General features: G+C 74.2%; 20 protein-coding genes. 14 read left to right on the forward strand and 6 right to left on the reverse strand.

Annotation, left to right across the window (positions count from 1 at the left end; translation table 11 throughout):
- Positions 1-16 precede the first annotated feature (16 nt).
- Positions 17-619 carry a TetR/AcrR family transcriptional regulator gene (locus tag PHK61_RS08200; protein ID WP_274280486.1) on the forward strand — a complete coding sequence of 201 codons (603 nt, stop codon included), beginning with the start codon at positions 17-19 and terminating at the stop codon, positions 617-619.
- Positions 616-1350, forward strand: a complete 735-nt coding sequence (locus PHK61_RS08205; protein WP_274280487.1) for a YoaK family protein — start codon at positions 616-618, stop codon at positions 1348-1350. The genes PHK61_RS08200 and PHK61_RS08205 overlap by 4 nt, the downstream gene beginning before the upstream one ends.
- Here the strand turns inward: PHK61_RS08205 and PHK61_RS08210 are convergent.
- Complete coding sequence (locus PHK61_RS08210) at positions 1347-2132, reverse strand: aldo/keto reductase (RefSeq protein WP_274280488.1); 786 nt, start codon at positions 2130-2132, stop codon at positions 1347-1349. The genes PHK61_RS08205 and PHK61_RS08210 overlap by 4 nt on opposite strands.
- A gap of 77 nt (positions 2133-2209) precedes the next feature.
- Between PHK61_RS08210 and PHK61_RS08215 the strand changes: the two genes are divergently transcribed.
- Together PHK61_RS08215 and PHK61_RS08220 are read left to right on the forward strand one after the other, a co-directional pair.
- Positions 2210-3007, forward strand: a complete 798-nt coding sequence (locus tag PHK61_RS08215; protein WP_274280489.1) for a class I SAM-dependent methyltransferase — start codon at positions 2210-2212, stop codon at positions 3005-3007.
- Between the two features lie 99 nt (positions 3008-3106).
- Positions 3107-3514 (forward strand): hypothetical protein, encoded by a 408-nt coding sequence (locus PHK61_RS08220; RefSeq protein ID WP_274280490.1) that lies wholly within the window; start codon positions 3107-3109, stop codon positions 3512-3514.
- Positions 3515-3611: 97 nt separating this feature from the next.
- On the opposite strand, the gene PHK61_RS08225 is transcribed toward PHK61_RS08220, so the two are convergent.
- Entirely contained in the window at positions 3612-3923 is a 312-nt protein-coding gene (locus PHK61_RS08225; RefSeq protein ID WP_274280491.1) for a hypothetical protein, read from the reverse strand.
- Between the two features lie 347 nt (positions 3924-4270).
- On the opposite strand from PHK61_RS08225, the gene PHK61_RS08230 reads away from it, so the two are divergent.
- Entirely contained in the window at positions 4271-5710 is a 1440-nt protein-coding gene (locus PHK61_RS08230) for a carotenoid oxygenase family protein (RefSeq protein WP_274280492.1), read from the forward strand.
- Positions 5711-5791: 81 nt separating this feature from the next.
- Here PHK61_RS08230 and katG read toward each other — a convergent pair whose 3' ends face one another.
- Positions 5792-7984 (reverse strand): catalase/peroxidase HPI, encoded by a 2193-nt coding sequence (katG, locus tag PHK61_RS08235; protein ID WP_274280529.1) that lies wholly within the window; start codon positions 7982-7984, stop codon positions 5792-5794.
- A 344-nt stretch (positions 7985-8328) separates the two neighbouring features.
- On the opposite strand from katG, the gene PHK61_RS08240 reads away from it, so the two are divergent.
- Complete coding sequence (locus tag PHK61_RS08240; RefSeq protein WP_274280493.1) at positions 8329-8511, forward strand: hypothetical protein; 183 nt, start codon at positions 8329-8331, stop codon at positions 8509-8511.
- A gap of 111 nt (positions 8512-8622) precedes the next feature.
- Here the strand turns inward: PHK61_RS08240 and PHK61_RS08245 are convergent, their stop codons facing one another.
- Positions 8623-10395, reverse strand: coding sequence for a pyruvate dehydrogenase (locus PHK61_RS08245; protein ID WP_274280494.1), 1773 nt, complete (start codon positions 10393-10395; stop codon positions 8623-8625).
- A 78-nt stretch (positions 10396-10473) separates the two neighbouring features.
- Here PHK61_RS08245 and PHK61_RS08250 point away from each other — a divergent pair, with 78 nt between their 5' ends.
- The 3 genes from PHK61_RS08250 to PHK61_RS08260 all read left to right on the forward strand — a co-directional run bounded on the left by PHK61_RS08250 (position 10474) and on the right by PHK61_RS08260 (position 13994).
- The gene (locus PHK61_RS08250; RefSeq protein ID WP_274280495.1) at positions 10474-11682 is read left to right on the forward strand and encodes an alpha/beta hydrolase; all 1209 of its coding nucleotides are present in this window, start codon (positions 10474-10476) and stop codon (positions 11680-11682) included.
- 177 nt (positions 11683-11859) lie between these two features.
- The gene (locus PHK61_RS08255; RefSeq protein WP_274280496.1) at positions 11860-12531 is read left to right on the forward strand and encodes a hypothetical protein; all 672 of its coding nucleotides are present in this window, start codon (positions 11860-11862) and stop codon (positions 12529-12531) included.
- The gene (locus tag PHK61_RS08260; RefSeq protein WP_274280497.1) at positions 12528-13994 is read left to right on the forward strand and encodes a protein adenylyltransferase SelO; all 1467 of its coding nucleotides are present in this window, start codon (positions 12528-12530) and stop codon (positions 13992-13994) included. The genes PHK61_RS08255 and PHK61_RS08260 overlap by 4 nt, the downstream gene beginning before the upstream one ends.
- On the opposite strand, the gene PHK61_RS08265 is transcribed toward PHK61_RS08260, so the two are convergent.
- Positions 13991-15610, reverse strand: a complete 1620-nt coding sequence (locus tag PHK61_RS08265; protein WP_274280498.1) for an FAD-dependent oxidoreductase — start codon at positions 15608-15610, stop codon at positions 13991-13993. The genes PHK61_RS08260 and PHK61_RS08265 overlap by 4 nt on opposite strands.
- Positions 15611-15808: 198 nt before the next feature.
- On the opposite strand from PHK61_RS08265, the gene PHK61_RS08270 reads away from it, so the two are divergent.
- On the forward strand, positions 15809-16903 hold the full coding sequence (locus PHK61_RS08270; RefSeq protein ID WP_274280499.1) for an LLM class flavin-dependent oxidoreductase: 1095 nt from the start codon (positions 15809-15811) through the stop codon (positions 16901-16903).
- The gene (locus PHK61_RS08275) at positions 16903-17505 is read left to right on the forward strand and encodes an FMN reductase (RefSeq protein ID WP_274280500.1); all 603 of its coding nucleotides are present in this window, start codon (positions 16903-16905) and stop codon (positions 17503-17505) included. The genes PHK61_RS08270 and PHK61_RS08275 overlap by 1 nt, the downstream gene beginning before the upstream one ends.
- Here the strand turns inward: PHK61_RS08275 and PHK61_RS08280 are convergent.
- Complete coding sequence (locus PHK61_RS08280; RefSeq protein WP_337993939.1) at positions 17502-19223, reverse strand: MFS transporter; 1722 nt, start codon at positions 19221-19223, stop codon at positions 17502-17504. The genes PHK61_RS08275 and PHK61_RS08280 overlap by 4 nt on opposite strands.
- A gap of 58 nt (positions 19224-19281) precedes the next feature.
- Here PHK61_RS08280 and PHK61_RS08285 point away from each other — a divergent pair, with 58 nt between their 5' ends.
- The 3 genes from PHK61_RS08285 (at position 19282) to PHK61_RS08295 (ending at position 21226) form a co-directional block, all read left to right on the forward strand.
- The gene (locus PHK61_RS08285; RefSeq protein ID WP_274280501.1) at positions 19282-19941 is read left to right on the forward strand and encodes a TetR/AcrR family transcriptional regulator; all 660 of its coding nucleotides are present in this window, start codon (positions 19282-19284) and stop codon (positions 19939-19941) included.
- Positions 19942-20012: 71 nt separating this feature from the next.
- Positions 20013-20621 carry a TetR/AcrR family transcriptional regulator gene (locus PHK61_RS08290; RefSeq protein ID WP_274280502.1) on the forward strand — a complete coding sequence of 203 codons (609 nt, stop codon included), beginning with the start codon at positions 20013-20015 and terminating at the stop codon, positions 20619-20621.
- A gap of 134 nt (positions 20622-20755) precedes the next feature.
- The gene (locus tag PHK61_RS08295; RefSeq protein WP_274280503.1) at positions 20756-21226 is read left to right on the forward strand and encodes a hypothetical protein; all 471 of its coding nucleotides are present in this window, start codon (positions 20756-20758) and stop codon (positions 21224-21226) included.
- The last annotated feature ends 42 nt before the right edge of the window (positions 21227-21268 follow it).

Genomic DNA, 21268 nt, shown 5'->3' on the forward strand with positions numbered 1-21268 from the left:
GCCCTAGGCTGGCGTGGTGACCGGGCCCGCGCACGACAGCAAGTCGGCGCGGACCCGCCGGCGCGTCGTCGACGCGGCCGCGCACGTCCTGCTGCGCCGCGGCTACGCGGGCACGCGCCTGTCCGACGTCGCCGAGGTCGCGCAGGTGCAGGCGCCGGCGATCTACTACTACTTCTCCTCGCGCGAGGATCTGATCGACGAGGCCGTCGCCGTCGGGCTCGACCGCGCGCGGTCGCTCGTCACCGACGCGCTCGCCGAGGCGCCCGCGGACGCCCCGGCGATCGACCGGCTCGCGATCGCGGTCGCCGCGCACCTGCGCACGCTGCTCACGCACTCCGACCACGCCGCCGCGGCGGTGCGCACCGTGCCGCAGCTGCCCGAGGCGATGCGCGAGCGCCACCGCCAGGCCCAGCGCGACTACGTCGACGTGTGGCGCGCGCTGGTGACGCAGGTGCGCGAGGAGGGCGACCTCGACCCCGCGCTCGACCCGGGCACCGCGCTGATGGTCGTGCTGGGCGCGCTCAACTGGACCGCCGAGTGGTGGGACCCGGCGCGCGGCTCGCTCGAGGGTGTCATCGACGCGGCGCAGCGCCTGGTGCGGCAGGGGCTCGCGGCGTGAGCGCGCCCGCGGGCGGCTCCGCGCTGCGGCGTGCGCTCGTCGACGACCGCGACGGCCCGCTGCCCGCCATGCTCATCGCGCTGACGATGCTCGCGGGCGTCGTCGACGCGACGAGCATCCTCGCGCTCGACCACGTCTTCGTCGCCGCGATCACCGGCAACATCGTCTTCCTCGGGCTCGGACTGTCCGGAGCGAGCGGCTTCTCGATCGTCTCCCCGGCCGTCGCGGTGGGCGGGTTCATCGTCGGCGCGATCGTCTCGGCCCGCGTCTGCCGGCGGCCCGGCGGGCGCCACCGCGGGCGGGCGGTCCGCGACACCGCGATCACCAAGGCCGTCCTGGCCGTGCCGGTGACGGTCGTCGTCGTGCTCGCCGGCGACCAGCCGCTGCACCCCACCGTCCGGTTCGTCGTCACGGCCCTGCTCGCCGCGTCGATGGGCGCCCAGATGGCGCTCATCCGCTACGTCAAGGTCCCGGACCTGCTCACCGCGATGGTCACGTTCACGACGATCGGGATGCTCACCGAGCGCGGCGCGGAGCACCACGACCCGTTGGTCCTGCGCCGCGGTCTCGCGGTCGCGGCCTTCGTCACCGGCGTCCTCGCGGGCGGTCTGCTCGTGCGCCTCGTCTCGCCCGGCGCCGCGCTGGCGTTCGGGTTGCTCATCATCGCGGCGGTCGGCGCGGGCAGCCACGTGGTGTCGCGCGCCGAGGCCCCGTGGACGGCACCGCGTTAGGGCCTGCGGCGCAGCAGCGCGAGCGCCGCGAGGTCCGCGCGGGAGAGCCGGAAACCCGTGACGTCGAGGTTCTCGCGCAGCCGCTGCGGGCTCGACGACTTCGGGAACACGATGAGCCCGTGCTGCAGGTGCCAGCGCAGCACGACCTGCGCGGGCGTGCGGCCGTGGCGCGCGGCGATGCGCCGCACGATCGGGTCGCGCGCGAGCTTGCCCTCGCGCAGCGGAGCCCACGACTCGGTCGCGATGCCCCGGCGCCGGTGGTAGCGCCGCAAGACGCTCTGCGGGGTGCGGGGGTTGAGGCGGATCTGGTGCACCGAGGGCACGACGCCGGTCGCGGTGACGAGGCGCTCGATGCCGTCCCGTGTGAAGTTGGAGAGCCCGATGGAGCGCGCCCGCCCGTCGCGGCGCAGCGACTCGAGCGCCCGCCAGGTGTCGACGTCGTCGCCGTCGCCGGGGCGGTGGACGAGGAACAGGTCGACGTGGTCGGTGCCGAGCCGGGCGAGGCTGTCGTCCAGCGAGGCCGGCGCGGCGTCGCCGTGGAAGGGATCGTCGAGCTTCGTCGTGATCCAGACGTCCTCGCGCGGGACACCGGACGCGCGCAGCCCCTGCCCGACGCCCTCCTCGTTGCCGTAGCCCTGGGCGGTGTCGATGTGGCGGTAGCCCATCTCCAGCGCGGAGCGCACGAGCGCGGCGGTGTCGTCCGGGGGCACCTGGTAGACGCCGAGCCCGAACTGCGGGATCGCGGTGCCGTCGTTGAGCGTGAGGTACGGGATGTCGGTCATCGACGTCGATCCTCCACTCTCCTCTCTGCTCTGTCCGGCTCTTGCCTCGCGCCGGCAGGGCGAGGACAACAACGGGGATGGACGGTGAGGACGCCCGCTGGGTCGGGTCGATGCCCGAGGTGTACGAGCGGTGCCTGGTCGGGCCGTTCTTCACGCCGTTCGCGCGCGAGCTCGCCGCGCGCGTCGCGCGCGGGGACCCGCACCGGATCCTGGAGCTGGCGGCCGGCACCGGCGCCGTGACCCGGGAGCTCCTCGCCACCTGCCCGGACGCCGAGATCACGGCGACCGACCTCAACCCGGCGATGGTCGAGCTGTCGACGTCGCGCGTCCCCGGGCCGACGTGGCAGGTCGCCGACGCGGTGGCCCTGCCGTTCCCCGACGCGTCGTTCGACCGCGTGGTGTGCGGCTTCGGGGTGATGTTCGTGCCGGACAAGAAGGCGGCCTTCACCGAGGCCGCGCGCGTCCTCGCGCCCGGCGGCCGGCTGCTCTTCACGACGTGGGACGCGCTCGCCTCGCACGGCTTCGGCCATCCGCTCGGGCTGGCCCTGGAGCAGGTGTTCGCCGGAGACGTGCCGGCGTTCCTCGAGGCGGTCCCGCACGGCTACCACGACACCGAGCAGGTCGGCGCCGACGTGCGCGCGGGCGGCCTCGAGGTGGTCGACGTCGCGACCCTGACGCTCGAGGGCCGCGCCGAGGACGCGCGCCAGGTCGCCGTCGGCCTGTGCACCGGCTCGCCGCTGCGCGCCGAGCTCGAGCGCCGCGGCGACCTGGACGGCACGGTGGAGCGCGTCGCCGTCGCGATGACCCGGCTGCTCGGCGACGGCCCGGTCACCGCTGCGATGTCGGCCCACCTCGTCGAGGCCGAGCGCCCCTGACGGAGATCCCCTCACGACGCGCCGAACTTGGGTCTCGCCCCGCGGCCCCCCAACGGGAATCATGGTGCCGACGAGACCCGACGCGGGGAGGGAGGGATCGTGCACGCCGACCTGCTGGCCCAGCGCGTGGTGGACCTGATCGAGGGCGCTGCGTTCCCACACCTCGAGGCCACCTCGGTGATCAGCGTGATCGCGCTGCTGCTCGCCGGCGCCGGGTTCGTCACGGTCCGGGACTATGCGCTCGGCACCGGCGACCACCTGCCCCTGCTCGTCGCGGAGCCGTTCCCGCGGGTGGAGGCCTCGATCGGGATCGTGCCGGCGGTCGCGGCGCCTCCCTCCTCGGAGGCACTGAGCACGCGCCTGGCCCGCTACGCCCAGCACCCGGCGGTCGACGGGCTGGTCGTGGTCGGCGCCACCGCCGGGACCGTCCCGATGCCGCGCACCGTCGGCGGGGTCCCCCTCCGCGCCGCGATCGCCACCCTGCGCCCGGTCGGTCCCGCGCACTGAGCTCTCGTCACCCGTCCGGGCCATCGAGCACGTAAGATCGTTACCTTCCGCGAGTCACACCGACGACAGATCTCTTGTTCTCCGGGCCTTCCCGCTCTCATGATGACGGAGAGTCATCATCACCGGCAGGAGGCATCGTGCAGAAGGCCGCCATCTTCCTGGGGTTCGTGCCCTGGATCGTCTTCTCGGTCATCGCGGGACCGAGCACCTGGATGTGGGCGGCGCTCGCCGCGCTCGTGTGCTCGCTCGTGCTGTCGGTCCCGGACTGGCGGCGGAGCCGGTCGATCAGCGTCCTCGACGCGGCGGCGCTGGTCTTCTTCGCGGTGCTGGTGGTGCTCGCGCTCGTGCTCGACCGCGCGACGCTGCAGCCGATCGAGGACCGCGCCCAGCTGATCTCGAGCGTCGTCATCGCCGTGGTGGCCCTCGGCTCGCTGGCCGTCGGCCGGCCGTTCACCGAGTTCTACGCGAAGAAGGAGGCGCCGCGGGAGGTCTGGGAGACGCCGACCTTCAAGAAGGTCAACCGCGTGCTCACCGGCCTGTGGGGCGGCGTGTTCGTCCTCAACGCGCTGTGCGACGCGGCGGTCGGCTTCCTCGGCGCGAGCCCCGACCTCTGCAACTGGGTCGTCCCGGTCGTCGCGATCGTGGTCGCGGTCAAGATCACCAGCTCGTACCCCGAGCACGCCGCGCAGCAGGCCCGCAGCCAGGGCGCGCACGAGGCGTCCCGTCCCCCGGCCAGCCGGCCTGAAGGAGGGCACCGTGACCGCCACCGTGCCGGGCGCACCCCCGCCCGTCGACGCCGCCCACGACCCGCACCTGTCCGGGACGTTCGAGCCGGTGATCGACGAGATCGACGCCGGCGACCTCGAGGTCACCGGCGAGCTGCCGCCCGAGATGGACGGCATGTACGTCCGCAACGGCCCGAACCCGCGCTTCACGCCGCTGGGCTCGTACATCTTCCCGCTCGAGGGCGACGGGATGGTGCACGGGATGTGGGTCTCCGGCGGGAAGGCCCGCTACGCGAACCGCTTCGTGCACACGCCGATGCTCGACGCGGAGATCGCGGCCGGCCGCGCGCTGTGGGGCGGGCTCATGACCGGCTACACGCCCGGCGCCGCCGAGGTCGGGCCGTCGCTGGCCGGGACGATGAAGGACCTGCCCGACATCAACGTGGTCCGCCACGGCGGCAAGCTCCTCGCGCTCGCGGAGTCGGCCCCGCCGTACGCGCTGACCCCCGAGCTCGCGACCGTCGGCCGCGAGACCTTCGGCGGCTCGCTGCCCGCGGGCATCTGCGCGCACCCGAAGGTCGATCCGCGCACCGGCGAGATGGTCGTGTTCTGCTACGGACTGGAGGCGCCCCACCTCACGTGGTCGGTGCTCGGCCCCGACGGGGGCACGCGACGGGCGCCGGCCGCGGTGGCCGGGGTCGACCAGCCGGTGATGATCCACGACATGGCGCTGACCGAACGCTTCGTCGTGCTCGTGCTCGGGCCGATGTACTTCGACGTCGCCGCCGCGATGCGCGGCGGGTCGCTCCTCGCGTGGCGCCCCGGGGACGGGACCCGCGTCGCGCTGATCCCGCGCGACGGCGGGCCGGTGCGGTGGGCGCACACCGAGGCGTTCTGGAGCTGGCACAGCGCCAACGCCTACGACGCGCCGGACGGCGGCGTCGTGCTGGACTACGTGGAGTGGTCCCGGCCGGGCGGCCTGTCGCCGGACACGGGCCCGGTCGTCGGCGGCATCGCGCGGGCCGAGATCGACCCGGTGAGCGGGACGATCCGCCGCCGCTTCCTCACCGACCCGCACGGCATGGAGTTCCCGCGCGTCGACGACCGTCGCATCGGGCAGCAGCACGGCGTCGTCGCGCTCGGCACGAAGACGCAGCGCGTCGCGCTCGCCAACGGCGAGTTCGACGCGGTGCTGTGGCTCGACACCGCCACCGAGCAGACGGTCACGTGGGACGCCGGTGACCTGTCGGTCGGTGAGCCGTGCTTCGTGCCGCGGCCCGGCGGCAGTACCGATGACGGGGACACCGCGCACGGCTGGTGGGTCACGTTCGCGACCGACCGCACCGACCGCTCGAGCTGGTTCGTCGTGTTCGCCGCCGCCGATCCCGGCGCCGGGCCGGTCGCCAGGGTGCGCATCCCGGTGCGCGTCCCGCTCGGCCTGCACGGCGCCTGGCTGCCGACCGAGGAGTAGCGCGCCCGAGGACGACGAAGGCCCCGACAGCTGGTGCGGCCGGGGCCTTCGTCGTGATCAGGCGTCGTGATCAGAGGGCGATCAGTTCAGGTCGTAGCGGTCCAGCATCATGACCTTGTCGAACGCCTTCGCGAAGTCGCGGACGAACTTCTCGGCGCCGTCGGACGAGGCGTACACCTCGGCGATCGCGCGCAGCTCGGAGTTCGAGCCGAACACGAGGTCGTTGCGGGTGCCGGTCCAGCGGATCTCGCCGTCGGCGCCGCGGGCCTCGTACAGCCCGTCCTCCTCGGCCACCTTCGCCCACTGGGTGTCCATGTCGAGCAGGTTGACGAAGAAGTCGTTCGTCAGCTGCCCGGGACGGTCGGTGAGCACGCCGTGCGTCGCGCCGGCGGTGTTGGCGCCGAGCACGCGCAGGCCGCCGACGAGCACGGTCATCTCCGGCGCCGACAGGTTGAGCAGGTTCGCGCGGTCGACCAGCAGGTACTCGGCGGGCAGCTGGTGGCCCTTGCCGAGGTAGTTGCGGAAGCCGTCGGCCTGCGGCTCGAGGTGGGTGAACGAGTCGACGTCGGTCCACTCGAGCGAGGCGTCCGTGCGGCCCGGGGTGAACGGGACGGTGACGTCGTACCCGGCGCCGCGGGCCGCCTTCTCCACCGCGGCGACGCCGCCGAGGACGATGAGGTCGGCCAGCGACACCTGGGTGCCCGAGGCGTTGAACGACGACTGGATGCCCTCGAGCGTGGCCAGCGTGCGGCGCAGCTCCTGCGGGTCGTTGACCTCCCAGTCCTTCTGCGGGTCGAGGCGCACGCGGGCACCGTTGGCGCCGCCGCGCTTGTCGCCGATGCGGAACGTCGACGCCGAGGCCCAGGCGGCCTTGACCAGCGCGGACACCGTCGCGTCGGAGTCGAGGATCTGCTTCTTGAGGTCGGCGATCTCGGCGGAGCCGATCACCGGGCCCTCGTGCGCGGGCACCGGGTCCTGCCAGATCAGCGTCTCCTGCGGGACCCAGGGGCCGAGGTAGCGCTGGATCGGGCCCATGTCGCGGTGGGTCAGCTTGTACCAGGCGCGGGCGAACGCGTCGGCGAACTCGTCGGGGTTCTGGTGGAACCGCTGCGAGATCTCCTTGTAGACCGGGTCGACCTTCAGGGAGATGTCGGTGACGAGCATCGTGGGCTGGCGGGTGAGCTCACCGGTCTCCGGGTCCGGCACGGTGTTCGCGCCGCCGTTGTCCACCGGCCGGTACTGCCACGCGCCCGCCGGCGACTTGTGGAGCTCCCACTCGTAGCCGAAGAGGTTGTCGAAGTAGCCGTTGCTCCACTGCGCCGGCGTGGAGGTCCAGGTGACCTCGAGGCCGGAGGTGATGGTGTCGCGGCCCTTGCCCTTGCCGAACTGCTGGTGCCAGCCGAGGCCCTGCTCGGTGATGTCGGCGCCCTCGGGCTCCGGGCCGACGTACTGGTCGGGGTCGGCGGCACCGTGGGTCTTGCCGAAGGTGTGACCACCGGCGATGAGGGCGACGGTCTCCTCGTCGTTCATCGCCATCCGGCCGAACGTCTCGCGGATGTCGCGGGCGGCGGCCAGCGGGTCGGGGTTGCCGTCCGGGCCCTCCGGGTTGACGTAGATCAGACCCATCTGCGAGGCGCCGAGCGGCTGCTCGAGCCGGCGGTCGCCGGTGTAGCGCTGGTCGCCGCCGAGCCAGTAGTTCTCGGGGCCCCAGTAGGTCTCGTTGTCGGGCTCCCACACGTCGGGGCGCCCGCCCGCGAAGCCGAAGGTCGGGAAGCCCATGGTCTCGAGGGCACGGTTGCCCGTGAAGATCATGAGGTCGGCCCAGGAGACCTTCTTGCCCCACTTCTGCTTGACCGGCCACAGGAGGCGACGGGCCTTGTCGAGGTTGCCGTTGTCCGGCCAGCTGTTCAGCGGCGCGAAGCGCTGCATGCCCATGCCCGCTCCGCCCCGACCGTCGGCGAGGCGGTAGGTGCCGGCCGAGTGCCAGGCCATGCGGATCATGAAGCCGCCGTAGTGGCCGAAGTCGGCGGGCCACCAGTCCTGCGAGGTCGTCAGGACGTGGTCGACGTCGGCGGCGAGCGCGTCGAGGTCGACGGTCTTGAACGCCTCGGCGTAGTCGAAGTCGTCGTCCATCGGGTCGGAGACGGCGGTGTGCGTGCGCAGGACGCGCAGGTTCAGCTGGTTCGGCCACCAGTCGACGTTGCCGCCGCCCTCGGTCGGGTGCGCGAGACGACCGGCGTTGACCGGGCACCCACCAGCGTCCTGGGTGTTCATCTCGGTCTCGCGGGTCACGTGTTCTGACACGAGGAAGTCCTCCGGGTCACTGAGCTGTCAATGCGGTGGAGCCGGGCTCGCGGCCCCGTCGAGGCGGGTCCGGACCGGCGGAGACACGCGTCGCAGTGTCGCCCCTTTTCTGGAACAGATCAAGAATCCGGGGTGAGCGAGCAACATCTGCGCGTCGCCGATCACGCCGTGACCACCGGCGATGACACGCCGTACCGGGCGTGCCGTCACCGATCACTCGATCGGACCAGTCGCCGCGGGTGGGTGAGCCACGGCGGCGACGGCGGTGGCGATCGACACACCTGAGACGAGCGAACGTCGTCGGCGCGGCCATCGTGCTGGGGCTCGCCGGCTACGTGCTGCCGACCCAGTCGCTGGTGGCCGACCTCGAGGGCGCCCTCGACCGCAACCTGTGGGGTTCGGCCTCTACCTCGCCGCCGCGGTGCTCGTCGGCCTCTGCTGGAGTGGTGCGCCTGCGCGGCCGCTCGCGCGTCACCCGCGTGCACGCGCCGGGCTGACCGCCGTACGAGCGATGCGGCATCGCTGGCGTGTGACGCCAGGATCGCCACATCCTCGCCGACGCGACACGCTGAAGCTCGCGGCACGGCGCCCCCCGGTGGAGCGAGCGGTCAGCGCAGGGGGTGGCGAGGCACCGAGCGGAGGTTCGAGCGCGCGAGGTCGACCATCTTCCCGACGCCGCCGGCCAGCACCGTGCGCATGCCCGCGAGCGCGAAGCCGCGGACCTGTTCGGCGGTGATGTGCGGCGGGATCGAGAGCGCGTTGGGGTCGGTGCGCACGTCGACGAGCGCGGGGCCGCGGTGGTCGAGCGCCGAGCGCAGGGCGCCGCGCAGCTCCTGCGGGTCCGCCACGGTCACGGCGTGCAGACCGGACGCGCGGGCGATCGCGCCGAGGTCGGCGGGGCCGTGGTCGGTCTGGAACGACGGGAACCCCGCGACCATCATCTCCAGGCGGATCATGCCCAGCGAGCCGTTGTTGAACGCGACGACCGTGAGGTCGAGGTCCTGCTCGGCGGCGGTCAGCAGCTCGCCCATCAGCATGGTCAGCCCGCCGTCACCGGACATCGACACGACCTGACGGCCCCCGGGGACGTCACGGTGCGACACCGCCGCCCCGATCGCGTGCAGCAGCGCGTTGGCCATCGTCCCGTGGCGGAACGAGCCGATGATGCGCCGCCGCCCCGTCGGCGTGATGTACCGCGCGGCCCACACGTTGCACATGCCCGTGTCGACGGTGACGACGGCGTCGTCGTCGAGCTCGTCGTCGAGCACCGAGGCGACGTACTCGGGGTGCACGGGCCGGTGGTCCTCGACGCGCCGCGTGTAGGCGTCGACGACGTGCTCGAGCGCGTCGGCGTGGTGACGCAGCATCTCCTCGAGGAACGTGCGGTCGGTCTTCTCCTCGACCAGCGGGAGCAGCGCGCGCAGGGTCGCGCCGACGTCGCCCTCGACGCCGAGGTCGAGCACGGTGCGCCGCCCGAGGTGCCGCGCGTCGCGGTCGACCTGCACGGTGCGCGTCTGCGGCAGGAACCCGTCGTAGGGGAAGTCGGTGCCGAGCAGCACGAGCAGCTCGGCGGAGTGGCTCGCCTCGAAGCAGGCGCCGTAGCCGAGCAGCCCGCTCATCCCCACGTCGTAGGGGTTGTCGTACTGGATCCACTCCTTGCCGCCCAGCGAGTGCCCGACCGGCGACCCGATCCGCTCGGCCAGGGCCAGCACCTCGTCGCGCGCCTCCCGCACCCCCGCGCCGACGAACAGCGTCACCGTGCGCGCGCGGTTGATGTGCTCGGCGAGCGCCTCGACGCGGTCGGGCGCGGGCTGCACCACCGACGACGGGGCGACGAGGTCGCCCCGGCCGGTGGGGTGCGCGGCGGGCAGCGCGGTGATGTCGCCGGGCAGCACCAGCACCGACACCCCGCGGTCGGCGAGCGCGGTCTGCATCGCGATCCGCTGCAGCCGCGGCATCTGCTCCGGCCGCGAGATCAGCTCGACCCACGAGGAGCACTCGACGAACAGCCGCTCGGGGTGCGTCTCCTGGAAGTAGTTCGTCCCGATCTGCAGCGACGGGATGTGCGACGCGATCGCGAGCACCGGCGCGCCGGAGCGGTGCGCGTCGTAGAGCCCCTGGACGAGGTGCGTGTTGCCCGGCCCGCAGCTGCCGGCGCACACCGCGAGCGCGCCGGTCAGCTGCGCCTCGGCGGCGGCCGCGAGCGCCCCGGCCTCCTCGTTGTGCACGTGGATCCAGTCGATCCCGCCCGCCGCGGCCCCGCCCGAGCGGCGCACCGCGTCGACGATCGGGTTCAGGCTGTCCCCGACCAGGCCGTAGATCCGGCGGACGCCGGCCTGGATCAGGACCTCGATGATCTGGTCGGCGACGGTGCGAGCCATGGCGCGATCTTCGCGCCTGCACGCTCGGAACGCACCCGGCCCGACAGCGACCACCTGCCCGCACGGCACCCTGGGTACGTGGTGGACGTGGACGAGGCGCCGGAGCACACGACCCCGCGCGCCGTCACCGTCGCGCTGCTCGTCGTGCTGGGCCTCGCGGCGCTGTTCCTGCTCACCGCCGCGGTCACCGCGCTGGTGCCCGGGGCGGCCCTGCTCGGGACGGAGCCCTCGAAGCGCGTCGTGGTCGTGCACGGCCCGCTGCTCGTGCTCCTCGGGCTCGTCGTGTCGGTCGGCGCGTGGCTCGTGCGCGCGTCGCGCCGGGCGTTCCGGATGGTCGGCACCGCGGTGGCGGCGACCGCCACGGTCGCGACGCTCGTGCTCGCCGGGGCCATCGGCGGCGTGGTCACCGCGACGCTCGGCGCCGGCGGGAGCATCGACCCGTGGCGCGCGCTGACGCTCGCCGGGCCGCCCGCGGATGCGGCCCCGGACACGCGCACGGTGTACACGACCACCCCCGAGGGCCAGGACCTCCACCTCGCGGTCACGCGCCCGCGCACGCCCGGCCCCGCGCCGGTGTTCGTGTGGGTGCACGGCGGCGGCTGGGCGACCGGCTCGGAGCTCGACCGCGCCGCCGACATGCGCCGTCTCGCCGACGCCGGCTTCCTCGCGGTCTCGGTGGAGTACACGCTCTCCGCACCCGGGCGCCCCACCTGGGACGTCGCCGGCCCGCAGGTCGCGTGCGCGCTCGCCCGGGTCGCCGAGCAGGCGGCCGAGCAGGGCGGCGACCCGCGCCGCATCGTGCTCGGCGGCGACTCCGCGGGGGGCCAGCTCGCGATCTCGGTCGGCTACCGGGCGGCGGCCGGCACCCAGCCCTCGGCGTGCGCGTCCCCGGTGCCGGTGCCCGTCCCGCGCGCGGTCGCCACGATCTATCCCGCGGTCGACCTCGCCGACACCCACCGCCGCGGCATCGGCGCGCAGCCGTTCGCCGTCGCCTACACCGGCGGCACGCCCGAGCAGGTCCCCGGCCGCTACGGCGCGGTGTCGGGCACGGACGCGCTCACGCCGGCGGCGCCGCCGACCCTCGCGATCGTGCCGGCCCGCGACCACCTCGTGCCCCCCGAGGGCGCGGCCCACTTCGTCGCCTCCGCGCGCGCCGCCGGGGTGGACGCGCAGCAGGTCGACATCCCGTTCGCCGACCACGCCTTCGACGTCGGCCCGGACGGCTCGCTCGGGCACCAGGCCGCGTTCTCGGTGCTCGCGGACTGGGTCACGCGCCGGGTTCGGTGAGGACCTCTCCGATCACCCCGTGCGTGGCCGCCCGCACGGCCTCCCAGAGCCGGGCGACCACGTCGCTCATCGGCCGGCGCCTGCCCGGAGCGTGCGGCTCCGTGCCCGTCACGGACACCGCCTCGGCATCGTGACCGATCACCGCAGGCGTCGGCCGGGAGCGGGTACGCCCAGGTCGTGGACAGGTTCGAGGGCTGGATCGCCGGCATCGGGACGGCGGGCGGGCTGCGCGCGGTGGTGGGGCACTGGCCGGCGTCGCCGCTCGGGGCCTTCACCGACGTGATGGTCGAGCGCCCCGACGGCCACCGGATCCTGCTCGCGCCCGACGAGCGCGTCGCCGCGTTCGTGGGCGCCACGTACACCTTCGACGAGACCCGGCTGGGCCCGGTGACGCACGCCCGGGAGGGCCGGGAGCACCGCGTCACGACCACCGACCTCGACCTCACCCTGCACGTCGGCGGCCGCCCACCGCTGGGGTGGCTGCTGCGCGCGGTGCCCGCACGGCTCGCGACCGCCCCGGCGTGGATCACCGCAATCGACGCCGTGGCGCGGCGTGTCCTGCCCGGTGTGCGCACGGTCGGCACCGCGGGCGGCGGGCGTCGCGAGTACTACGGCGCGCGGGACCTGCTCCGGGTGACCCGCGCGCGCGTGCGCTGGGAGGGTGCCGACCAGGGTGCGCTCACCGCGGTCTCCCCGCCGGTGCACTTCGGCTTCGGGTCGACGCCGCGGACGCCGTCGCTGGTGCGCATCACGACGTCGATTAGGCATACCGGCGGCACGCAGCGCGGCGGAGCCGCCGCGCCGACGGTGAATACCGGCCGGGACGCGCGGTTAGCCTCGGAGACATGACCGTCGCCGCGTCGCCCGTCCCCCTCGACGACTGGTTCGTCCGGGACCTCGGGGGCCTCTACCAGCCGTGGCAGGCCGCGCCCGCCCCGTCGCCGGAGCTGGTCGCGTTCAACGACGACCTCGCCGCCGAGCTCGGTCTCGACGCCGCCGCCCTGCGCGCCCCCGAGGGCGTCGCGGTGCTCACCGGCACGGCCGTGCCGACGGGCGCGACACCGGTGGCGATGGCCTACGCCGGCCACCAGTTCGGCAACTACTCCCCGCGCCTCGGCGACGGGCGCGCGCTGCTGCTCGGCGAGATCACCGACACCGCCGGGCGGCGCCGCGACCTGCACCTGAAGGGTTCCGGCCGCACCCCGTTCGCCCGCGGCGGGGACGGGCTGGCGACCCTGGGTCCGATGCTGCGCGAGTACGTCGTCGGCGAGGCGATGCACGCGCTGGGCGTCCCGACCACGCGCGCGCTGTCCGTCGCCACCACCGGCGAGCGGGTGATGCGCGAGCGGCCGCTGCCCGGCGCCGTGCTCGCCCGCGTCGCGTCCAGCCACCTGCGCGTCGGCACCTTCCAGTACGCCGCGGCGACGGGCGACGCCGACCTGCTCGCGCGCCTCACCGGCCACGCGATCGCGCGCCACCACCCGCAGGCCGCCGAGGCCGAGCGGCCCGCGCTGGCCCTGCTCGAGGCGGTCGTCGAGGCGCAGGCGGCGCTCGTCGCGCAGTGGATGGACGTCGGGTTCGTGCACGGCGTCATGAACACCGACAACATGACGATCTCCGGCGAGACCATCGACTACGGGCCCTGCGCGTTCCTCGACGCCTACGACCCGGCGACGGTCTACAGCTCGATCGACCACGGCGGGCGGTACGCGTACGGCAACCAGCCGCAGGTGGCGCAGTGGAACCTCGCGCGGTTCGCGGAGTCGCTGCTGAGCCGGATCGAGGACGACCCGGAGGCCGCGATCCCCGCGGCCACCGAGGTGGTGTCCTCGTTCGCACCGCGCTTCGCCCGGCACCGCTCGGCGGGGCTGCACGCCAAGCTCGGGCTGGTCGGCGAGCACCGGGAGCTCGCCGAGGAGCTGATCACGCTCATGGCCGAGCAGAAGCCCGACCACACCCGCTTCTTCCGCGGGCTCTCGAGCGCCGCGCGGGGCGACGCCTCCCCCGTGCTCGACCTCGTCGTCGACCGCGACGCACTCGACGCCTGGCTGGGTCGCTGGCGCGCGGTGCTGGACGACCAGGACCGCCCGGCGGCCGAGTCCGCCGACGCCATGGACCGCGTCAACCCCGTCTACATCCCGCGCAACCACCACGTCGAGGCCGCGCTGGACGCCGCGGTCGCGGGCGATCCCGCGCCGTTCCACCGGCTCGTCGACGTGGTCTCCCGCCCGTTCGAGGAGCGGCCGGGGCTCGAGGAGTACGCGCAGGGCGACCCGTCGGCCACGGGGTACGTCACGTACTGCGGGACCTAGGCGATCGCGACCGGGGGCGGCTCCGGCAGCGGCGCCCCGGTCAGCACGGCGAGGTGCGCCGTGAGGCCCGCCGCCGTGAGCGGCCGCGCCGTCCAGCCGACGTAGCCGTCGGGACGCACGAGCACCGCGTCACCGCCGCGCACGCCGTAGGCGGCGGCGACGTCGCCGGCACCGTCGACGAGGCACGGCTCGCCGGCGTCCGCGAACGCGGCGCCGAGGTCCGGCGCGGCCACCGTGTGCACGACCAGCGACAGCCCCGACGCCGCGGCGACCTCGCGGGCCGCGGCGACGGCGGCGAGCTGGGCGGGATCGTCGACGTAGGCGAGCAGCGCGAACTCGGTGGCGGCGAGCACCGCGTGCAGGCGCAGCGGGTCGTTGACCACCTCGCGGCGCAGGCCACGCGCGTCCGGGGCGCGCTCCCCCGGCCGGACCCCGAGGGCCTCGCCGGCGGCCCCGACGATCGGGCTGTCCGGGTAGGCGACCAGCAGCTGCGCCTCGCGCCGCGCCATCATCGCCGGGTCCTCGGCGTCGAAGCCCTCGCGGGCGTGCCGCACGGTGCGGCCGACGACCTCCTCGCCGATGGGGTGCCGCTCGGCGTGATAGCTCTCCAGCAGCGCCGGGTCGGCGGTGCCGTCGAGGACGAGCGCGAGCTTCCAGGCGAGGTTGAGCCCGTCCTGAATGCCGGTGTTCATGCCCTGGCCGCCGGTCGGCGGGTGGATGTGCGCGGCGTCGCCGGCGATGAAGCAGCGTCCCGCGCCGTAGCCGCCGGCGAGCCGGTGGCTGATGCGGAACACCGACGACCAGCGCAGGTCCGACACGGTCGTCGGTTCCGGGGCGAGGCGGTCGACGACGGCCTGGAGGTCGGCGAGGGTCGGCGTCCGGCCGGCCTCGAGACCGTGCACGACACCGTCGCCACCGGAGCCGCTGTCGACGAGCTCGGGCGGGGCCAGCATCGAGATGCGGTAGCGACCGTGGTCGGGCAGCGGGACGGCGACGAGTCCGTCGTCGCCGCGCGTGCACCGGACCGCGAACCCGGCCGGCATCGACCAGTCGAGCACGACGTCGCCGAGCATGTACGACTCGGGGAACGCGTCGCCCTCGAAGGACAGACCGAGACCCTTGCGCACCACGCTGTGGGCACCGTCGGCGCCGACGAGGTACGACGTCCGCACCTGCTCGTCGCCGGCGGGCGTGCGCAGGAGCAGGTCCACGCCGTCGGCGTCCTGGGTGAAGCCGACCAGCTCGGTGCCCCGCTCGACCGCGCCACCTCGGCGCCGGAGCTCCTCGGTGAGGAGGCGCTCGGTCGTGTACTGGGGCAGCGTGGAGAAGACGTAGGGCACGTCCGGCGGCAGCACCATCTCCGTCCGCGCGACCTCCACGCCGTCGCGGTGGACGATCTGGCCCCGCAGGTGACGGACCTCGTCGAGCGCCGGGGCGAGCATGCCGCTGCGCTCCCAGTGCTCGAGCGTGCGCGGCTGGAGCCCGACGGCCTTCGCGTAGTGCCGCGGGGCGGCGAGGACATCGATCACCCGCACCCGCACCCCGCGCCGGGCGAGCTCGACCGCGGTGGTCAGCCCGACCGGGCCCGCACCCACGACGACGACGTCTTCGGCCATGGCACGCTCCTGTTCGTCACACGACGTCCTGGCGGTCCCCCGACAACTGGGCCGAACGGGACCTCTGCCCGGACCGGCGATGACCCTGAGTACAACGCACGGGCAGAACGGCGGTCAACAAGATCCCGGAATAGTTGACAGGTCAACCAGTGTTCGCCAGAGTGCAAGTTGAACCGTCAACGAATGGAGCGGAGGGCCATGCAGTTCGGTGTCTTCTCGGTCAGCGACATCACCCCCGACCCGACGACCGGCCGTGCTCCCACCGAGGCCGAGCGGCTGCAGGCCGTGCTGCGGATCGCGGAGAAGACGGAGGAGGTCGGGCTCGACGTCTTCGCCCTCGGCGAGCACCACAACCCGCCGTTCTTCTCGTCCTCGCCCACGACGACGCTGGGCTACCTCGCGGGCCGCACCCAGCGGCTGCAGCTGTCGACCGCGACCACGCTCATCACCACGAACGACCCGGTGAAGATCGCCGAGGACTACGCGATGCTGCAGCACCTCGCGGCCGGCCGCGTCGACCTGACCCTGGGCCGCGGCAACACCGGGCCGGTCTACCCGTGGTTCGGCCAGGACATCCGCCAGGGCATCCCGCTCGCGATCGAGAACTACGCGCTGCTGCGCCGTCTGTGGGACGAGGACGTGGTGGACTGGGAGGGGAAGTTCCGCACGCCGCTGCAGGGCTTCACCTCGACCCCGCGCCCGCTCGACGGCATCGCGCCGTTCGTGTGGCACGGATCGATCCGCAGCCCCGAGATCGCCGAGCAGGCGGCGTACTACGGCGACGGCTTCTTCCACAACCACATCTTCTGGCCCGCCGACCACACCCGGCGCATGGTCGACTTCTACCGCCGCCGCTTCGAGCACCACGGCCACGGCGACGCCGACCAGGCGATCGTCGGCCTCGGCGGCCAGGTGTTCATGCGGAAGAACTCCCAGGACGCCGTGCGCGAGTTCCGTCCCTACTTCGACGAGGCCCCGGTCTACGGCCACGGCCCGTCGCTGGAGGACTTCGCCCGCGAGACGCCGCTGACCGTCGGCAGCCCGCAGCAGGTCATCGACCGGACGCTGGGCTTCCGCGACTACGTCGGCGACTACCAGCGCCAGCTGTTCCTCATCGACCACGCGGGCCTGCCGCTCAAGACCGTCCTCGAGCAGCTGGACCTGCTCGGCGAGGAGGTCGTGCCGGTGCTGCGCCGGGAGTTCGCCGCCCTCAAGCCCGCCCACGTGCCGGAGGCGCCGACCCACGGGTCGCTGGTCGCCGCGCGTGACAGCAAGGTGGAGGTGACCGTCTGATGGAGACCCGCACCCTCGCGGTGGTCAGCGCCGGGCTGTCGACACCGTCGTCGACGCGTCTGCTGGCCGACCGTCTCACCGACGGCGTCGTGACCGCGCTGCGCGAGCGCGGGGTCGAGGCGCGGCCCGAGGTGATCGAGCTGCGCGACCACGCGCGCGACCTCGCCGACCACCTCGTCACCGGCTTCCCGAACGCCGCGCTGCGCCCGGTGCTCGAGACCGTCGCCGGCGCCGACGGGCTGGTCGCCGTCACCCCGATCTTCTCGGCGTCCTACAGCGGCCTGTTCAAGACGTTCGTCGACGTCCTCGACCGCGACGCGCTCGCGGGCACCCCGGTGCTGCTCGGCGCGACCGCGGGCACCGCGCGCCACCAGCTCGCGCTGGACCACGCGATGCGCCCGCTGTTCGCCTACCTGCACGCCACCGCCGTGCCGACCGGCGTGTTCGCGGCGTCCGAGGACTGGGGGTCGAGCACGGAGCTGACCGACCGCATCACGCGGGCAGCCGGCGAGCTCGCCGACCTCGTGGCGGCCCGGCCGACGACGGCGGCGCCCGACCCGTTCGCCGACCCGACGCCGTTCGAGGCGCTGCTGCGCGGCTAGACACCGACCGGGGCGGGCGCTGCATCATCGGGGCGCCCGCCCCGTTCGGGCGCCACGAGATCCACGTCGCGCTCGACGCCGTCGGTGCCGCTCAGCGGCTCGGCCTGCGCGATCCCGGACCACTGCACGACGAGCAGGTGCGCCCGCCCCGCGCCGGTGCGCGCGACCGCGAACGTCCCGTCCTCGGCCGCCCGGACCGTGCCGAGCTGGTGGCCGTCGGTGCTCACGACGGTCAGCACGGCGCCGGCGGCCGGGGCGTCGCGGTGGCGCACGGTGCCGCGGACGAGCGCGGGCCCGGTCGGCTCGGGCGCGCCGGCGACCGCCGTCGTCCGCGCCCCCGGGCGCTGCGGCGGGATCGCGGCGACGATCGCCACCGCGACGACGGCCGCCCCGGCCCCGAGCAGCATGACGAGGACGAAGGCGCCCTCGGTGGGCACGCCCGCCGCGGTGACGAGCGAGGCGAGCAGGACGCCCGCGACCGCACTCGCGAACGACGTGCCGAGCGCGCGCATGAGGTTGTTGAGGCTGTTCGCCGCGGCCGTCTGCTCGACCGGCACCGCGGCCATGATCAACGAGGGCATCGCGCCGTAGCCGAGCCCGATGCCGCACGCGATGACGATCGAGCTGATGACCAGCTCCCCCACCGACCCGTGGAACGCCGCGCCGACGCCGTAGCCGACGGCCACCACGAGCGCGCCGAGCATCAGCGTCGTGCGCGGGCCGGAGGCGGCGCTGATGCGCGCCGACACCGGCGACATCGCCATCATGCACAGCCCGCCGGGGGCGAGGACGAGGCCCGCGACCAGGATCGACTGCCCGAGCCCGTAGCCGGTCGCCACGGGCAGCTGCAGCAGCTGCGGGTAGACCAGCGACATCGCGAACATCGAGAAGCCCATGACGATCGACGCGGTGTTGGTCAGCAGCACCTGACGGCGCCGGCTGACCCGCAGGTCGACCAGCGGCCGGCGCGTCCGCAGCTCCCACCACGCCCACGCCAGCAGGACGACGGCCGCGGCGACGAACAGCGAGACCGTCGTCGCGCTGCCCCAGCCCCAGGTGCCGCCCTTCGACACCGCGAGCAGCAGGCACACCAGCGCGACCGCGAGCCCGACCGCACCGACGAGGTCGAAGCGCCCACCCGCGCGCTGCGCGGACTCGGGGACGAGCACGACGACACCGACGAGCACCACGACCCCGAGCCCGCCCGCGGCCCAGAACAGCACGTGCCAGTCGGAGGTCTGCGCGATGAGCGCGGCCAGCGGCAGGCCCAGCGCGCCGCCGACGCCGAGCGAGGCGCTCATCAGCGCCGTCGCGGAGCCGAGGCGCTCGGGCGGCAGCTCGTCGCGCATGAGGCTGATGCCCAGCGGGATGACACCGGTCGCGAGCCCCTGCAGCGCGCGTCCCACGACGAGTGGGACCAGCGACGTCGACAGGGCCGCGACCACCGAGCCCGCGATGAGCATGGCGAGGCAGACGAGCAGCATCCGGCGCTTGCCGACCATGTCGGCCAGGCGCCCGACGATCGGCACCGCCACCGCCGCGGTGAGCAGGGTCGCGGTGACGATCCAGGCCGTGTCGGCCGGCGGGGCGCCGAGCAGCCGCGGGAACTGCGGCACCAGCGGCACCACGAGCGTCTGCTGCAGCGAGACGGTGATGCCGGCCAGCGCGAGCACCGGGACGAAGGCCGGTGCGCGGGCCGGGGTGGCAGCCGAGGTCACGGCCACAATCTAAATCAGTCGATTGACGCGGGCGAGAGGAGGTCGTTCACTCGGTGCCGTGCCCGCCAAGGCCCGGACCGACCGCAACGCCGCCACCCGGGAGCGCATCCTCGACGCCGCGGAGCGCCTCTTCGCCGAGCACGGCGTCCACGAGGTCTCCAACCGCCAGGTCGCCGAGGCCGCCGGGCAGGGCAACACGGCCGTCGTCGGCTACCACTTCGGCACGAAGACCGACCTGGTCCGCGCGATCGTGCACCGGCACACCGCGGCCATCGACGAGCTCCGCGAGCAGATGGTCGCGCGCATCGAGCACGGCGACGACCTGCGCGACTGGCTCGACTGCCTCGTGCGCCCGACGTTCGACCACCTCGCCACCCTGGGCGCGCCCACCTGGTACGCGCGCTTCGGGGCGCAGGTGATGACCGACCCGGCGCTGCGCGCGATCCTCGTCGACGAGTCGCTCGGCTCGCCGGTGCTCCAGCGCGTCCTCGAGGGCCTGCAGGCGTGCCTGCCGGCCCTGCCCGCCGCCGTGCGGCGCGAGCGCGGCGACGTCGGGCGCCACCTGCTCGTGCACGTCCCCGCCGAGCGCGAGCGGGCCCTCGCCGAGGGCGCGCCGACCGTCCGCGCCACGTGGGCCGACACCGCCACCGGACTCGTCGACGTGCTCGTCGGCGTGTGGCTCGCCCCGGTCACCCCCGTGCGTCGGGGGCGTGCGTGACCCCGGGGCCGCCCGGTGGTCGCTTGCATACTTGTCATTCGACACGCAAGTCGTGCTGCTAGGCTCCGGCCGTGACCGTCCCGTCCCGTCGCCGCACCCAGCAGGAGCGCCGCGAGCACACCGAGACCGCGCTGGTGGCGGCCGCGGCCGAGGTGGTCGTGGAGTCCGGGGTCCGGGCCCTCACGCTCGCCCGCGTCGGGGAGCGCGCCGGCTACAGCCGCGGGATCGTCACCCACCACTTCGGCTCCAAACAGGGCCTCGTCGACGCGCTGGCCCGCTCGATCCAAGGCGGCTTCGTCCCCGGTCTCGACGCGATGGACCCGGGGCTGGGCCGCCTGCTCGCGCTCGTCGACGGCTACCTGCACGCCGTCACCGCGCTCGGCACGGCGAACCGCGCGTTCCTGCTGCTCTGGGCCGAGGCGGCCACCACCCCCGAGCTCGCCGACACGTTCCGCGATCGTGACCGCGGCTTCCGCGCCGACCTGCGCGTGGACGTCGAGGCGGGGATCGCCGCGGGCGACGTCCGCTCCGACGCCGACCCGGACGCCGTCGCCGTGGCCGTGGTCGGCCAGCTGCGCGGCATCGGCATGCAGCGCCTCGTGGACCCCGAGGGCGTCGACACCGAACGCCTGCGCCATGACGTCACCGACCAGTGGCGGCGGGCGCTGCGGGCCGGCTGACGGTCCCGGCTCGGCGTCGCGATCACGTTGCGCACAATCGAGTGTGTGACACTCTGTGGAGAGCAGGCGTTGTACCCTCCGACGCGTTGCTCCGAGCGAGTGTCCTGGTGCCCAGCGCCGGAGATCGGACGCCCATGTCAACACTCACCGCAACCGTCGACCTGCCGACGACGACCTTCACCGTCCGGGACGCGCGGACCATCACCCTGGCCCTCGCCACGGCCTGGAGCGCACCCGCGGCCGTCGAGGACCTCGCGGTGCTCGTCGACGACCTGACGAGCGACGTGGTCGCCCACGCCGGGAACGAGACCAGCCTCGTCCTCGAGCTGAGCCTCGCCGACGAAGTGCTGCGGGTCGGCATCGCCGACGGATCGGCCGTGCGCCCCGTCGCGCGGGGCGAGACGCACGGCCTCCCCCACGCGGCCCTCGCCCGCGGCTGGGGCGAGGAGCCCTACCGCGGCGGGCACCGGATCTGGTTCGAGCTCGGACCGGCCCCCGAGGGCCAGGTGCTCGAGAGCCCCGTCCCCGCGGCGGAGGTGTGGCGGTCGCTCGAGCAGGCCCTCGGCGCGATCCGGTCCGGGGACGACGACCCCACGGAGCCCTGACCGGGGATCCCCGGCCGCCCCTTCAGCTCCGCACCAGGAAGG

The organism is Actinomycetospora lutea (genome assembly GCF_028737205.1).
Lineage (GTDB): Bacteria > Actinomycetota > Actinomycetes > Mycobacteriales > Pseudonocardiaceae > Actinomycetospora > Actinomycetospora lutea.

Coding starts and splice junctions, on each gene's coding strand:
- PHK61_RS08210 (WP_274280488.1), bottom strand. CDS start 2,132: ATGACCGACATCCCGTACCTCACGCTCAACGACGGCACCGCGATCCCG.
- PHK61_RS08215 (WP_274280489.1), top strand. CDS start 2,210: ATGGACGGTGAGGACGCCCGCTGGGTCGGGTCGATGCCCGAGGTGTAC.
- PHK61_RS08225 (WP_274280491.1), bottom strand. CDS start 3,923: ATGACGACGCTCGAGATCAGCTGGGCGCGGTCCTCGATCGGCTGCAGC.
- katG (WP_274280529.1), bottom strand. CDS start 7,984: ATGAACACCCAGGACGCTGGTGGGTGCCCGGTCAACGCCGGTCGTCTC.
- PHK61_RS08245 (WP_274280494.1), bottom strand. CDS start 10,395: ATGGCTCGCACCGTCGCCGACCAGATCATCGAGGTCCTGATCCAGGCC.
- PHK61_RS08260 (WP_274280497.1), top strand. CDS start 12,528: ATGACCGTCGCCGCGTCGCCCGTCCCCCTCGACGACTGGTTCGTCCGG.
- PHK61_RS08265 (WP_274280498.1), bottom strand. CDS start 15,610: ATGGCCGAAGACGTCGTCGTCGTGGGTGCGGGCCCGGTCGGGCTGACC.
- PHK61_RS08270 (WP_274280499.1), top strand. CDS start 15,809: ATGCAGTTCGGTGTCTTCTCGGTCAGCGACATCACCCCCGACCCGACG.
- PHK61_RS08275 (WP_274280500.1), top strand. CDS start 16,903: ATGGAGACCCGCACCCTCGCGGTGGTCAGCGCCGGGCTGTCGACACCG.
- PHK61_RS08295 (WP_274280503.1), top strand. CDS start 20,756: ATGTCAACACTCACCGCAACCGTCGACCTGCCGACGACGACCTTCACC.